Raw genomic sequence first — 12895 nt, 5'->3', positions numbered from 1 at the left:
AACTCCCTTTCAATTTTTCGACGCTGCGTTCGCGTCGCCCTCGAGAGTGATTCCGAAGGCAGTCATCACTTCGTCGCGATTGATCGACAACGTGATCCGGTGGCGACCTCGCGACAAGGGGAGATTCTTCAATTGCCATGTCGGGGTCGGTTTGCCGTCCACCCAAGCCTCGAATCCGTCCCATGAGTTTGCATCGCCCGCGGACGGGGTAGCTCCAAGCAACTTCAACGCGATGGTCGCAATCTCGGAGTTGGAGTCCGAAGGCGTGACTTCGATGTCAAAACGTAGGAAACTGATGTGTGGGGATTGGCGATGCTGTTTGAATTTGTCGGCTTCTTCTAAACGAACCGTGCCGTCGACCATCGAGGTGAGATCTCGCCAAGTCATCGCGGGATCGTCCTGGGCGGCCGTGTCGACACTGGTCCGGTTCAGTCGGCGGTTCGCCTCCGCGGTGTAAGTCAACGTTTCGAAGCTTCGGACAATGTTCTGCGTCGAAACGGTGAACTCTGGATCCCGCCCCAAAGCGACCAGGAACGTCGTCAAGTCGACCAGTTCAGCTTCGGTCAGGTTGTCGAGCAAACCTTCGGGCATCAATGATTTGCCCGGAGCGTCATCGAGGATCGCATCGGTTTCGATCTCACGTTCGGTTCCATCGGCCAATCGCAAGCGGGTTGCGTCTTCGGTTTGGCCAATCGCGATCCCGCTGATGACCTCTCCGTCTTCGGTCAAAATCTTGCGAGTGGAATAGCCCTCTTTCAGGCGAGCACTTGGATCGAGCAGCGACTCCAACACGTAATCCGGCTGTGAACTGCCACCGAGCGAAACCAAGTTCGGGCCGACCAAACCGCCGGCTGTTCCGATGGCATGGCAAGCGATGCACTGCAATTCTTTTCGCCGATAAACCAACTCGCCGCGAGTTGCGGACCCGGATTCTTGGACTCGTTTGAGAAGTCGAGTTTTGAGTTCCGGTGACAATTCCCAAGTCGCATCGGCCAGTTTCCCTGATTTCCGGATCGCTTGTTCCAAGCCAGCGTTTCCGCCGGCCGAGCGGATCGCACGAAGCAACGTGCGAGCGGTGTCAGACGGCAGTTCGGTCTCGTTCATTTTCTCGGTGTAGCGTTTCACCAAATCAGGTCGTGAGAGCGCGCTGACCAACCAACCGTGGGCTGCTTCGGACATGTCTGGTTTGGAAAGGGAACGCAGCACCAAAGGAACCGCGGCACCAGGACGTGAGGCGACCAAGCCATCGATGGCTGCTAAACGGTCGGCGACCGGTCCTTCTTTCGCGATGCTCATCAATGTCTGGTTCGCTTTGGGCGATGGAAGCGATGCCAAAGCGTTGATCCAAATTTGGCGGTCAGCGGCGGAGGCGTCTGATCGAGTTTCGATGGCCGACAACAAAACCCCTTCGGTGGACTTCAATTTCCATTGCTGGGTCGATTGCGAAATCCAACGCAGAGTCGATGCGGTCAGGTCTTCGTTCTTCTGCTTGCCCAGCCACTGCTTCACGCTCGAATCGGCGTCAGCCGGGGCCGCGTTATTGCGTTTTGAGGTGGACGCCAGCAACGTGCTGATTCGGCGTTCAACCTGCTCTGAATCGCCGGTGAGCAAACGGCTCAGGACGCTTCCGAGTTGCTCTGCGGTCGCGACTTCGCCGATCGCACTCAGCCATTGGTCGTCGGCGGCTTTAGAAGTTGGTGCGTCCCATTCAACTCGACTGATCAACAGCTTCGCCGCATCGGCGCTACCGACGGCTCCGACAGACCAAGCGAGCGTTTTGGGGGACTCTTCCCAGATTTCCTGCAACGTTTCGTTCCCACGCTGCCAATGTTCCGCCGTTTCGCGAATGGATTGCCAGAGGGCGAAATCAAGCGACGCTTGCGACGACAACGGCTGATCCGAAGCCAGCAATCTTGAAAGGATGCGATGCAACCAAACGGCGGATTCTTCGCTGTCGAGTTGGCCGCATTGCACGACAACTTCCAGCGTCAAAGCGGGGTCGGCGATATCGATCGCCGCTTCGACCAAGCTGGCTGCATCGGCCATTACTTTCGATGCGTTCGCCGGATCCGTCACTTTGGTTTGTTCGGCTGATCGGAACTGGCTTCGCAGCCAAGCGCGAGCGTTGTCCGGGACCGAAGTGGGGTCGGCTTTCCATGCATTGAGTTGTGCGATGGCGGTTTCGGTCTCGATCGGTTGGAACGCGGCTTCGCGAAGCCACTGAGCTTCGAGTTGTCGGTGGGCCAAGCCGTCTTGGCCGCTGTGAACCCAGTTGTTGACTTCGTCAAAGAAGCTTGGTTCGTCCAGATGATCCCACAGTGTTCGACGAGCGAATTGTCGCACGGTCAGAGATTCGTCTTCGAGGTAGCTCAGCAGTTCCGGCGTTTTCGCGGCCAGGAAATCGGGCCACGGATCGAGCGGTCGGTCAGGAAACGACAGTCGCCAAATGCGTCCGTGTTCGGTGTCGCGACGCGGGTCGCGGAAGTCGACTTCGCCGTGTTGGATGATGGGGTTGTACCAATCGGCGATCATAAGGGTTCCATCGGGAGCCATGCGAGCATCGATCGGACGAAAAGCAACGTGTTCCGTCGTCAGCGGTTCCGGTTGTTGGCGGCTGATGTAGTCCGCTCCGTTGGGACGGATGCTGAACCGGCACACGCGGTGGCTTCGGAAGTCGTTGGTGATCAGATCGCCTTTCCATTCGGGCGGAATGTGTGATCCGGAGAGAACTTCCAACCCGCAGTACTTGGGGCTGCCTGGGTTCAATCCCAGCAACCATCGGGTCGCACCGGGCGATGTCTTGAAGACCGCGTCGGGGAAGGCATAGGTGATGCCATCAAAGGCCGCTCCATCGGAAACGAAGGACTCGCCGTTCGTGTCGACGATGTGTCCCCAAGGATTGATGAAGCCTTTGCAAAAGACGTCCAGTTGTCCGGTGCTGGGGCGGTAACGCCAAATCCCGCCGCCGTCCAAACGTTTGGTTCCATCGGGCGTATCGATGTGCGAGTGAATGTAGATGGATTGATTGAAATACAAACATCCATCCGGGCCCCAGCGAAGCGTGTGAACCAAGTGGTGAGTGTCCTCGGTTCCAAAGCCGCTGAGCACGATCCGGCGTTCGTCGGCGACTCCATCGTGGTCGGTGTCTTCGAAGTACAGCAGTTCGGTGCTGGCGGCGACATAGGCGGCATGCGGCCCATCCGGAATCACGCCAGTGGGAATCAGCAATCCGTCGGCGAAAACGGTGCTGGATTCGGCGACGCCGTCATTGTCTAAATCTCGCAGCACGACAATTTGGTCGTTGGGGATTTCACCCGGTTTGACTTGGGGGTACGACTTGCTGCTGGCGACCCACAGGGCGCCGGTGCAGTCGAAATTCATTTGGATCGGTTTTCGAATCGCTGGATCCGCGGCAAATAGATTGACTGCGGCGCCGGAATCCAGCTTCATCGCCGCGGCTTCGGCGACCGGGTCCGGTTCGGGGATGTCAGTCAGATCCCGTTGAGCTTGGGCCACCGTTGCCAAACAGCCGAGGCAAATCGCGAAACAAAATGAAAGAGGGTGTCGCCGGAGATTCATTCTTTGGATTTCAATTGTTGACAGAAAATCAGGATGGGCTTTTCTATGTTTCCTTACGAACGCTCACAATCTAACAGGTTTCCATCGCGAAACCGCCACGGCACGCCCCTCCGTTTGGCGTTCCTCCACCTAGTAAACACGCAAGCCCGGAATGACCACCGCACCCGCCTCCACTGGACTGTTTCGAGCCGATGAGATGGAATCGCTGCGGCGGGCTCTTCGGTTGGATCCTCAGGTGTTGCGGAAACTTCGCAATGATTTGCTGAAGAAGTTCGAGCCGGATGAGCTGGTCTTGAATCGGTTTCCAGCAGCGGACGCGATCGAGCTTCACTCGCTGAAGCTGTACCAGCGGATGGATTCCGAGATCGATGGTGCGACCAAATTGCTGTTCGAAACCGAATCGGGATTGCTGATCGAATCCGTGATCCTACGGATCGCGACCGGGCGAACGACGTTGTGCGTTTCCAGCCAAATTGGATGTGCGGCGGCGTGTGATTTTTGCGCGACCGGAAAGATGGGCATCGCAAAAAATTTGGCGACCGAAGAAATCTTGGACCAAGTCGTTCAGGCGGGACAGATTCTTCGAGCCGAAGATCGACGGCTCAGCAACATTGTCTTCATGGGCATGGGCGAGCCTCTACACAACGAAGGTAACGTGACTGAAGCGATCCGGTTGCTAACTGCGGCGGACCATTTCGCTCGCTCGCCTTCGACGGTGTTGGTGTCCACGGTCGGCGTGCCCGCTGCGATGCTGCGGCTGGCGAAAACTTTTCCTCGTTTGAACCTTGCACTCAGTTTGCATTCCGCCGATCAAGCGACTCGGCAGCAGATCATTCCGCTCGGCAAGAAGGCTTCACTGACGCAATTGCACGACACGATCCAGGAAATTCAAGCGATCCAAGATCGCGAATTCATGATCGAGTACTTGATGCTTCGCGACGTGAACGATTCAGCGGAAGACGCCAAGCGGCTGATCGATTGGATCGCCAATCTTCGCGTGCACGTAAACTTGATCCCGTACAACTCGATCGAAGCCTCGCCGCACTTGAAAGCCTCGCCGCGACCAACGATTGAATCGTTTGCGGATGTCTTGAAGGCGTCCGGTTTGAAGACAACGATTCGATACAGTTTGGGCAATGACATCGAAGCGGCTTGTGGTCAGTTGATCCGCCAGGAAAACCGTCAGCGAGCGATCGCTGCTCGGCGAACCGAGGCGGACTGCGACTCACATGTTGGCTTCCTCGACGTGCGGCAAGTCGTCGATGGTTTCGAGTCCTAAGAGAACGAGTAATCGCTCGGCGGGATAAAACCGCGAGACGAGTTTGTCGGTGCCTTCGCCGGGTTCCCGTTTGACTTCGACGAGACGCCGCCGCACCATTTGGTTCAGCAGTGAACCGCTGTCACGTCCTCTCAAGTCGGTGACCCGAGCGGAAGTGATGCCGGGCTGATAAGCGACCAAGGAAAGCACTTCGACGGCGGCTTGGTTCAGTCGCGTTTCGCGAATTTTTCCTGAGAACGCAGCGCGAACGTTTTCGACTTCGGGTGCCAAGACCATGCGGTATCCGCCGTCTTGTTCGACGATTCGCATGCCTTGCCGTTCGGCTCGGTAAGACGTGTTCAGGTTGTCGATGATTTCGACGACTTCTTCGGGCGAGAATCCTCGCATGATGGATGCCAGGCGTGGCGGTGTCAGCGGCAAGTTTTCGGGGTGCCCGACGAACAAAGCCGCTTCCACGATCGCTTCGGGAGAGGCCGCGTGATCAGCGGCAGAGTCGGACTCGGCGGAACTTTGAGCCGCGACGGCGAGAGCTTCATCGCTATCCGGGTCTTCCTCAACGAAGTCTTCACCGGATTCATCGTTGCCGCCCTTCGCTTCTGGTTCGGAACGCAACAGTTCGGCTGGATCCAAATCTGCCGGCGCATCGTCACCACTTTCTGACATCGCGGCGACGCGGGCGTAGGCGGCCCCAAGTTGTTCGAGCGAGAAGCCTTCTTCATCGTCATCAAACTCATTGTCGAGTTCGATTTCGTTTTCTGGGGCATCGGTCTCAGGTAAATCGTTTACCGGTTGCTCTTCTTCCGGCGAATTGGATGGCTCATTCATGGAAGTTCTGTCGCAATTGTTTCATGCCTCGGTGCAGCAATCCGGCGACCGATCCGGTGGTCTTGTCCATCCGTTCGGCGACGTCGGACAGTTTCAATCCTTCGAGGTAGTGCATTGCGATCGCGTCACGCTGAGCATCCGGCAACGATTCGATGGCGTCGGCCAACGAGAGCAACGATTCGCCCACCATGGCGTGTTGGCTGGGCGTGCCGACGTCGCCGGCCAGCAAGCCTTCCAGACGCATGGACGATTGAGCGACCCGCTGTTCCATCGATTGTTCGCGGCGGATGTCTCGTTTGTCGCGGTGCAGGTCTCGATCCAGATGGCACATTTGACGCACCAAAATCTTTCGCAACCAAGCCCGCCATTCGGCTTCCGTCGTGCCGCGATACTGATCGATGGCCGCGACAGCTTGCATCATCGTCTGCTGAACGATGTCGGAGGCACCCAATTTAGCTTTGTAGCTGGCTCGCATCTGCATCCGGGCCAACATTCGCAAATAGGGCTCGTACCGAGCGATTTCTTCGGCTCGGACGGGCGAATCGTGGGGCTCGGACGGGTCGAGATCGGATGGATCGGTGGACGTCATCGTTGGTTCGATTGGGTTTGTCGCTTCGCGGGTTGCCAGCGGACCGTTACAGTAGCAGAACTTTCCGGACGGATTGGAGTCGTTCCGGACACATTTCATTGCCTGAAACCATTTGATTGATCGCCTGATGGCTCGCGAAGCAATTTACCAACAATCGAATCCGGACCCCGGCGGGGATCCACCTGAGGACGGCCTGCCACCTGGAATCGGTGCTGCCGGGGGCGGGGAGGAATCCAACGACGGTCCCGAACCCGATGCCAATCTGCGTCCTCAGCGAATGACGGAAATGGTCGGACAGCAGGACGTGATTGAACGGCTGCGAATCGCGATCGATGCGGCTCAGGTGCGAGGCGAACCGCTGGGCCACATTTTGTTCGATGGTCCGCCGGGATTGGGCAAGACAACTTTCGCGACCGTCATCCCGACAGAAATGAACACCACGGTTCAAATGGCCAACGGCGCCGGACTGAAGGCACCGCGGGACCTCCTGCCTTACCTGACAAATGTTTCGCGAGGATCGGTGCTTTTTATCGATGAGATCCACCGTGTTCCGCGAGCAATCGAAGAGTACCTGTACACCGCGATGGAAGATTTTCGAATCGACATTGTGCTGGGGGAAGGTGTCAACGCGCGAACGTTGAACCTGAGTTTGGAACCTTTCACGTTGATCGGTGCGACGACGCGAGCCGGGATGTTGACGGCACCTCTGCGAGATCGTTTTCAAATCCGTGAGCACCTGGGTTGGTACACGCGAAACGAGTTGGCGGAGATCGTGCTGCGCAATTCGAAGAAGCTGAACATTGAAGTCGATCCAATATCAGCCGGCGTGATCGCGGACCGAAGCCGCAGCACACCTCGTTTGGCCAACAATCGATTGCTGTGGGTTCGAGACTACGCCCAAAGCAAAGCGAACGGGAACGTCGAGGCAAGGATCTGCGAAGCGGCGTTGGACATGATCGGCATCGATAACTTGGGGCTCGACAAACAGGATCGCAATTACTTGGACACGCTGATGCGAGTCTTCTTGGGCGGTCCGGCTGGTTTGGACGCGATTGCTCATACGATGAACGTCAGCTCGGACACGCTCGAAGACGAAGTCGAACCTTTCTTGTTGCGAAGCGAGTTGTTGGTGCGGACTCGCCGCGGACGATTGGCGACTCCGAAAGCATTCGAGCACATGAAACGAGAGATGCCGGATCGTCCTCTCTCCTGAGAGATTGAGCCGTTTCAGGCTGTGAGCGGGAGTCACTGGCCTTGGTCACGTAGCGGCGTCTCTCCGAGACGCTGTTATTTGCGAGTCTCAGAGAGACTCGCCTACGTGAGGTTCTACCCAATCATTCCTGCCGACCTGCTTAGCGGTTATCAGCATTTGAGAACCTCTCCCGAAACGAAGTTTTGGGGAGGTCGAGCGACGCCGTTCAGGCGTACGCGAGGGAGGGGGCCGAGCATGGGAAGCGGCGTGCATTGCCCTCCCCCGGAAATTTCGCTGAACGCTCGCTTTCCGACCCCTCCCGTTTGCGAGGGCGTGCAGTTTTCTGATACCGCTTTTCGGCAGATTTTTACACGGCGCACCTCTCCCGAAACGAAGTTTGGGGAGAGGTCGAGTGACGCCGTTCAGGCGTACGCGAGGGTGAGGGCCGAGCATAGGAAAAGGCGCGCACTACCCTCCCCGGAATTCTCGCTGAACGCTCGCATTCCGACCCTCCCCAACTGCGTTCAGGAGGGTGATTTCAACCTTGCGAGCACGGCACTTCAAAACTGCACGACCTCTTGCAACGGGCGGGGTTCTCAAGGCGTTACTGGCACAGCACTTCAAAACGGCACGACTTCGGTGCGGGAGAGGTGGCCGCCAGCAGAACCACCGGGTTTCTTTCGCGGAATCGACGATGCGTTGCCAAGATCGGGTGATCAGGAACGAAGAGCGTTTGTTCTGTCACTCGCTCCTTGAAACTGGCTCGCCCCAACGATGAACGACTCCGATGAAACTGTCCTTTGGGAAGCGGAATTCAATCCGAAAGTCAAAACGTATTGGTTGATCAGTGCGGTTCTGACCACGTTTTTGACGATCGTTCTGATCCCCTTGGCACCGTTGATCATTCCGATCGCTTGGTACGTGTCGGGGCTGTATTTGAAAAGCCACCGCTGCACGCTGACGGAGCGAACGCTCAAAGTCAGTCGCGGGGTCTTGGTTCGACAAGAGAAAACGGTGCCGCTGGATCGGATCACGGACTTGGGGTTGGTTCAAGGTCCGATCATGCGTGCGTTGGACTTGGAGGCCGTCAGTGTCGAGACGGCTGGCCAATCCGGACCGGGGTCGCTGGTCCGGCTGACTGGCATCAGAAACGGTCGAGCCTTTCGCGATGCGGTATTGAAGCAACGTGACGCGGTGACCGGTGGCGAACCCGCTCGATTGACCTCGGCCACGGAACCCGATGTGGCCGTGGACGCGAATGTTCAAACGACGCTGATCGAGATCCGCGACATTCTGAAACGGATCGAAGACCGACCAACGTCGCTGTAAACGACGGAAGCCTGTAGCTCGGTGGTCTCCACCGAGACGATCATGATTTCGGCGACGAATTCTCGGTGGGGGACACCGAGCTACGGATTTTTATTCCATGCCGAGGTGCCAGTCCATTGCGTCCTTCATGATGCTGGCGTTGATCTGAAGCATTTGTTGCCTCATCGCTTCGACTCGCTCGGGTTGCTCTTCGGCCAGATTCTTGGTTTGCCCTGGATCGTCTTTCAAGTTGTAGAGCTCGAAGTTGTGATACGTCCCGGTTTTGATCGTTGGGATCCATTTCTCGTCGAACATGTTGTTGTTCGACATCTCATAGTCACGAAATCCGACCAGCGAGTAGTCGCCGTCTCGCATCGCAACAATCGGCTTGGAACGTTGTAGATGCCAGAACAGTGGTTGATGACGTGCGAATGAATCGGCGTGACCGGTCAGCAAAGGCGTGAGGTCGCTGCCGTCGAGATGAACTTTCGGTGTTTCCAAATTCAGCAGCCCGTAAATCGTCGGCAGCACATCGACCAAACCAGCGGGCTGGTCCAAGACAACACCGGCGGGAATGTGCCCGGGCCAGTGGAAGATGCCTGGCACGCGAATTCCACCGTCCCAGTTGGCACCCTTTCGTCCGCGAAGATTGCCGACTCGGTCGGTTCGGTAGCTGCCGTTGTCGGACGCGTAAATGATCAGCGTGTTTTCGCGAACGCCCATTGCGTCCAGTTTTGCGAGCAGACGCTGGATGGCTTGGTCTGTGTTGTCGATGGTTCCGGAGTAGACCGCGGCTTTGTCATTGACCTTCCCATATTTCTGCGTGATCTCATCGGGCGACGCGATGGGGGCGTGGGGTTCGTGAAACCAAACGTTCAGGAAAAACGGTTGTTCGGGTTCCGATTCGCGGTGACGATCCATCCAGCCGATCGCTTCGTCGGCGACCAGTTGGCAGGAGTAGCCTTCTAATCTGCCGACTGGCTCCCCGTTGCGAATGAAGTTCACGGGGTTGTGATGGCTGGGTTCGGCGTTGTTCCACGTTGCGAACCAATGATCGAAACCATGTTGGTCCGGAGTCGGTTTATTGCGTTCTTCAGTTGGCAGTCCCAGGTGCCATTTGCCAACGTGAGCGGTCGCGTAGCCGGCGTCTCGCATCACTTCGGCGAGCGTGGTTTCTCTCAGGCGTAGGTGTGAGTTCTGCGATTCATCGTGGATCCAACTGTAGACACCGGCGCGAATGTGATGGCGACCGGTGATCAACGTGGCTCGCGAAGGTGAGCAAACAGCGCAACCTGAATAGAACTGTTCGAACCGAGTGCCTCCCGCGGCCAATTGGTCAATCGTGGGTGTCTGAACGGGACCGCCATAGCAACCCACATCGCGGTAGCCCAAGTCATCCGCCAGCAGCATCACGACGTTTGGTCGGGATGTTTGGGCACTCGCGGAGTCAGCGAAATTTGCAAACGCGACGATCGAAGCGAAGAGCAACAGGAAGGCTTGGGGCAATCGCAGGTGCGGCCACGACGGCGATGCTTGAGAGACGGCGGAATTGCTTGGCATGGTGTGTGGGCGAGGTGGGAGGATGCGGGGACACGGCGACTTGCGTCGTGCTGGTGTGGGGGAGGCAGCTGGCATTCTAGGTGAATTGGAAACCGATTGTTCGGCTGGGGCCACGAACGCATCGCCTGATTCACTTCAACCGGGTGCCGGGTGTTCCGGCGTTTCCAAGGGGATTAGCCGGCCTGCCTGAGCTGAGCGCACCTTGCGGTTTGCGTGATCATGCGGACAGTCGGTAGGTTCGGAAGCCGTTTGCGGCGGCAATGGCTCGTTTCCAGTGTGCGACCATCGGATCGCTGGTGCTGAGGTAGTCGCCGCGTAATTGCAGCACCGCTTCGCCGCCCTCACTGGACCAGAATTTCTCGGTGCCTTTGACTCGTCGGCTGACTTGTTTGACGGTCGACTCCATGATCGAACTCGTCAGCGGATATCCCTTCTCTCGGTACAGAGGATAGTTCATCCGACTGCGGTGATTACTGTAGTAGACGCGTGAGCGTCGAACGATCTCCCTTGGGTCGCTCTCGCTTGCATCCGCCGGTGGCTCGCCGAGTTGCTGTTGATGCTCGGCAAGCGAAGCGATCACTTGGTCGACTTCGCCTCGCCAAATCCAAGTGGCGAACTGTTGATAACACTGCCAGGCCGTGTCTCGATCGCTGTGAATCGCGCGGGCCGCCGCGAGTGAATACGACAGTGCGTGCATGATGTCCAGCACGCTGGTGTAGTCTGAGAACCAAGCCGCTTGGAGTTCTTCAATCGCTGATGAGCCGTCCGAGACAAACACCTTGTGCGTTGCTTTGCCGAAGCCGCGGTACCAAGCCTGACTTGCCACTTGAGAACCGAACTCTTTCCAGTTTCGACTGCTGGCGACAACTTCTTTGGAGAGCATCTCACCACGCTCCCAAGGTGAGTCTTGATCTTGATCGGTTTGCTTTTGAGCCACCGGGTTTTCTCCCTGAACTTGCCCGATTTCCGCGAGTTTCTTTGCGATGCTGACGTCTTTCAAAAAGTCTGGCAGGTCCGACCCAGGATCATTGCCATAGCTCGCCGCGGTCATTGAAAGCAAGCATGCGACGCGGCTTTCACGCCAGAAGCTCCCCGACTCCGGCTTGGCCTCGCCGCGATCGAATCGTTGGTAGCGCCCGCCGTCGCACATGACCGCAGCAATCGGTGGAGCCTCTTGATCGGCCGGTCCACCACGCAACTGTTCGGGGATCGTTTTTTCCAGAAACGCTTGTTCAAGAAGACGCGTCAGTGCGAGCCGAGCTTTGCCGTTACGCGTAGTGGCGCGACGGACACGCTCGGTTTTGATCTCGAGGTTGGCCAGATGAAGAAGGTCCTTACGTGCTTGCTCAAAGCTGGTCGAACCGGCTCCGGCGTAGACCATTTTTTGTTCCACGCGTGGGCTGACGGTGGCTTCGACACGGAGTCCCAGTTCAGCGAGTTGAGGGAAAAAAAGACCGGCGACATCGCCGGCAAAAGTAACCTTTGGTGAGGAAGTCGACCTCGCCGCGATCCGTCAGCAGGACGATCGGTTCATCGTCCTCGCCGCGGTCACCGGGGACCGCTTTGCATTCAGGACAACGGCACTGTGTGGGGGCATCGGGAGCGTCTTTGGCGGTTTGCTTGATCAGTGCCGAGGCGACGATGTCAGTCACTTCGATGGCTTCTTCTTCAATTTCCGCGAAGGTCTTGGAGACCCCATCGGGCTTGATTCGCCCACCCGTGATTTTCATTAACTCACGAGCCAATTCCTCCGCCCGCTTGCGATCTTTATCCGAAAGTGCCATCCCAGCTCTCCCTGCTAGCCTGATTTGAACCTGCCAGTCGGGATTCTGACCACTTCCAAAATCTAACGCCATGCCAATCGCAAACCGCGAGGTGCGCTCTAACCTTGCCGGCCAAATGATCGGCCTTGATCTGATGCCGGAGTTTTTGCTAGCGGTGCAGTCCGAGAATTCTCGCACGTGTTTCCGCGAAATTTGGTCGCATCATGTTGGCTCGACTCCACCGCTATTTCATCGCTTCCTTGTTCGTTTGTCTGGGTTTGGGATTTGCGGACGCTCCGTCTGCGATGGCTCAAATCACGACTCGCACTCGGCTCGGTACGCAGGGCGATTCCACCGCCAAGTTGTACGAGCGGTTGGTCAACCGATTGCATGCGACGACTCAGCCCCAGCAAGATTACTTGTTGGAGATCACCAAACGAGTCAACGAGCGGAAGTTGGATCTGCGTTTGGTCGTCGCGATTGAGCGCTATGCGATCCGCCGGGACTCGCACTATCCGTTCCCGTTTTTCGAGCGGGCGCTGAAGTACGAGGCTGCCAAACGCGGAATCACTCTGCCATCGATCAAGCTGTATCAGGACCAACCGATCGTGACGGTTCCGACCTACTGAGGGACGGTGAGGCGTCGCTAGTCCGCAGCATTTGACGGCGTGACGTTCGTTCAGGGTGGACTTTCCGTCCCCAATCCATGATCGATTTGCGTCGGTGCTGTCCGGCGCCCGCGTGGGCAGATATCCTGTGAGCGGTTTCTATTCTCCGCTTTCTTACGTCGACGCATCCGC

At 57.3% G+C, this 12895-nt stretch carries 10 protein-coding genes; 4 read left to right on the top strand and 6 right to left on the bottom strand.

Features of this window, described 5'->3' with window-relative positions:
- Positions 1 to 9 precede the first annotated feature (9 nt).
- Complete coding sequence (locus CEE69_RS06775) at positions 10 to 3579, bottom strand: PVC-type heme-binding CxxCH protein (protein ID WP_099259981.1); 3570 nt, start codon at positions 3577 to 3579, stop codon at positions 10 to 12.
- Between the two features lie 151 nt (positions 3580 to 3730).
- Between CEE69_RS06775 and rlmN the strand changes: the two genes are divergently transcribed.
- The gene (gene rlmN / locus CEE69_RS06770) at positions 3731 to 4858 is read left to right on the top strand and encodes a 23S rRNA (adenine(2503)-C(2))-methyltransferase RlmN (protein WP_099259980.1); all 1128 of its coding nucleotides are present in this window, start codon (positions 3731 to 3733) and stop codon (positions 4856 to 4858) included.
- Here the strand turns inward: rlmN and CEE69_RS06765 are convergent.
- The gene (locus tag CEE69_RS06765) at positions 4805 to 5683 is read right to left on the bottom strand and encodes an SMC-Scp complex subunit ScpB (RefSeq protein ID WP_099259979.1); all 879 of its coding nucleotides are present in this window, start codon (positions 5681 to 5683) and stop codon (positions 4805 to 4807) included. The two genes, rlmN and CEE69_RS06765, sit on opposite strands and share 54 nt — an antisense overlap.
- Positions 5676 to 6272 carry a sigma-70 family RNA polymerase sigma factor gene (locus tag CEE69_RS06760; RefSeq protein ID WP_099260151.1) on the bottom strand — a complete coding sequence of 199 codons (597 nt, stop codon included), beginning with the start codon at positions 6270 to 6272 and terminating at the stop codon, positions 5676 to 5678. The genes CEE69_RS06765 and CEE69_RS06760 overlap by 8 nt, the downstream gene beginning before the upstream one ends.
- Positions 6273 to 6384: 112 nt before the next feature.
- Between CEE69_RS06760 and ruvB the strand changes: the two genes are divergently transcribed.
- Together ruvB and CEE69_RS06740 are read left to right on the top strand one after the other, a co-directional pair.
- Complete coding sequence (ruvB, locus tag CEE69_RS06755; protein WP_199169812.1) at positions 6385 to 7485, top strand: Holliday junction branch migration DNA helicase RuvB; 1101 nt, start codon at positions 6385 to 6387, stop codon at positions 7483 to 7485.
- Positions 7486 to 8238: 753 nt separating this feature from the next.
- Positions 8239 to 8793 (top strand): PH domain-containing protein, encoded by a 555-nt coding sequence (locus tag CEE69_RS06740; protein ID WP_099259976.1) that lies wholly within the window; start codon positions 8239 to 8241, stop codon positions 8791 to 8793.
- Positions 8794 to 8883: 90 nt separating this feature from the next.
- Here the strand turns inward: CEE69_RS06740 and CEE69_RS06735 are convergent, their stop codons facing one another.
- The 3 genes from CEE69_RS06735 to CEE69_RS06725 all read right to left on the bottom strand — a co-directional run bounded on the left by CEE69_RS06735 (position 8884) and on the right by CEE69_RS06725 (position 12116).
- Positions 8884 to 10182 carry a sulfatase-like hydrolase/transferase gene (locus CEE69_RS06735; protein WP_099260149.1) on the bottom strand — a complete coding sequence of 433 codons (1299 nt, stop codon included), beginning with the start codon at positions 10180 to 10182 and terminating at the stop codon, positions 8884 to 8886.
- 367 nt (positions 10183 to 10549) lie between these two features.
- Positions 10550 to 11713, bottom strand: coding sequence for a hypothetical protein (locus CEE69_RS06730; protein ID WP_233214925.1), 1164 nt, complete (start codon positions 11711 to 11713; stop codon positions 10550 to 10552).
- A 49-nt stretch (positions 11714 to 11762) separates the two neighbouring features.
- Positions 11763 to 12116: a hypothetical protein gene (locus CEE69_RS06725; RefSeq protein ID WP_008668017.1), complete on the bottom strand. Its 354-nt coding sequence runs from the start codon at positions 12114 to 12116 to the stop codon at positions 11763 to 11765.
- A 203-nt stretch (positions 12117 to 12319) separates the two neighbouring features.
- Between CEE69_RS06725 and CEE69_RS06720 the strand changes: the two genes are divergently transcribed.
- Positions 12320 to 12724, top strand: a complete 405-nt coding sequence (locus tag CEE69_RS06720) for a hypothetical protein (protein WP_099259974.1) — start codon at positions 12320 to 12322, stop codon at positions 12722 to 12724.
- Positions 12725 to 12895 lie beyond the last annotated feature (171 nt).

The organism is Rhodopirellula bahusiensis (assembly GCF_002727185.1).
GTDB classification, from domain to species: domain Bacteria; phylum Planctomycetota; class Planctomycetia; order Pirellulales; family Pirellulaceae; genus Rhodopirellula; species Rhodopirellula bahusiensis.
Note: the sequence above shows the minus strand (reverse complement) of the source record. Positions and strands in the feature narration are given on the sequence as shown.